This is a genomic window from Haloferula sargassicola (genome assembly GCF_040362925.1).
In the GTDB taxonomy this organism is placed as follows: domain Bacteria; phylum Verrucomicrobiota; class Verrucomicrobiia; order Verrucomicrobiales; family Akkermansiaceae; genus Haloferula; species Haloferula sargassicola.
This window is the reverse complement of sequence record NZ_BAABRI010000051.1, coordinates 1-1,457: the sequence shown is the minus strand read 5'-3', so window position 1 is coordinate 1,457 and position 1,457 is coordinate 1. Positions and strand designations below refer to the sequence as shown.

The window sequence follows — 1,457 nt, the reverse complement described above, 5'->3', positions numbered from 1 at the left end:
TGTGCCAAGAAAAGCCCCTGCGTATGCTAAGCGACCCGTACCGTAAACCGACACAGGTGGGTGGGATGAGTATTCCAAGGCGCAAGAGTGAACCCTGGTTAAGGAACTCGGCAAATTAGCCCCGTAACTTCGGAAGAAGGGGTGCCCCCATTCGTGGGGGCCGCAGTGACCAGGCCCAACCGACTGTTTAGCAAAAACACAGCATTCTGCCAAGACGCCAAGTCCAAGTATAGGATGTGACACGTGACCAATGCGGAAAGATTAAGGTGAGATGTTAGCCCTTTTGGGCGAAGCTTCGAACCCAAGTCCCCGTGAATGTCGGCCGTAACTATAACGGTCCTAAGGTAGCGAAATTCCTTGTCGGGTAAGTTCCGACCTGCACGAATCGTGAAACGAGTTGGGCGCTGTCTCAACCAGGTGCTCAGTGAAATTGTAATGGCGGTGAAGATGCCGCCTACCCGCAGAAGGACGGAAAGACCCTATAGACCTTAACTGTAAGCTGTCATTGGTTCTTCGATTCTCATGCTCAGCATAAGTGGGAGACGTTGAAGGCGCCCTTTAGGGGGTGTCTGAGTCACCAGTGAGATACCACCCTTGGGTGTTGGAGGATCTAACCTCGTGCCGTGAAACCGGCCGGGGAACAGTGTCAGCCGGTCAGTTTTACTGGGGCGGTATCCTCCCAAAGAGTAACGGAGGAGCGCGAAGGTGGGTTCAGCACGGTTGGCAACCGTGTGTCGAGTGCATAGGCATAAACCCGCCTAACTGTGAGGCCAACAAGCCGAGCAGATACGAAAGTAGGCCTAAGTGATCCGGCGGTAGAAAGTGGAATTGCCGTCGCTCAACGGATAAAAGGTACCTTAGGGATAACAGGCTGATTTCGCCCAAGAGTTCATATCGACGGCGAAGTTTGGCACCTCGATGTCGGCTCGTCGCATCCTGGGGCTGGAGAAGGTCCCAAGGGTCCGGCTGTTCGCCGGTTAAAGCGGCACGCGAGCTGGGTTCAGAACGTCGCGAGACAGTTCGGTCCTCTATCCTCTGTGGGCGCAGGAAAACTGAGGGGTTCAATTCCTAGTACGAGAGGACCGGAATTGACGCACCTCTGGTGCACCGGTTGTCGTGTCAACGGCATGGCCGGGTAGCTAAGTGCGGTCCTGATAAGCGCTGAAAGCATCTAAGCGCCAAGCAGTTCCCAAGATGAGTTTTCCCTGAAGGATCGTGGAAGACGACCACGTTGATAGGGTGTAGGTCGAAGCGCAGCAATGTGTGTAGCCGAGCACTACTAATCATCCGTATGGCTTGATTCCTTTTTTCTTTCTTTTGAAATCAGGTTTCCAAGGAACCGAAGCAAAGAGCATCCGTTTTCAATTGAAACGTGAAGCGTGGGTTTCGGCAGGTAAAAGTAAGGAAAGGCAGCGATATTCTCCGTGTGGATGTCAGGGAGCGGGTCAACCGCCCCC

1 rRNA gene is annotated in these 1,457 nt (G+C 53.7%); it reads left to right on the top strand.

Features of this window, described 5'->3' with window-relative positions:
• Nucleotides 1-1,304: ribosomal RNA gene (locus ABXH26_RS20540) — 23S ribosomal RNA — on the top strand; the annotation flags it as partial.
• Nucleotides 1,305-1,457: the final 153 nt, after the last annotated feature.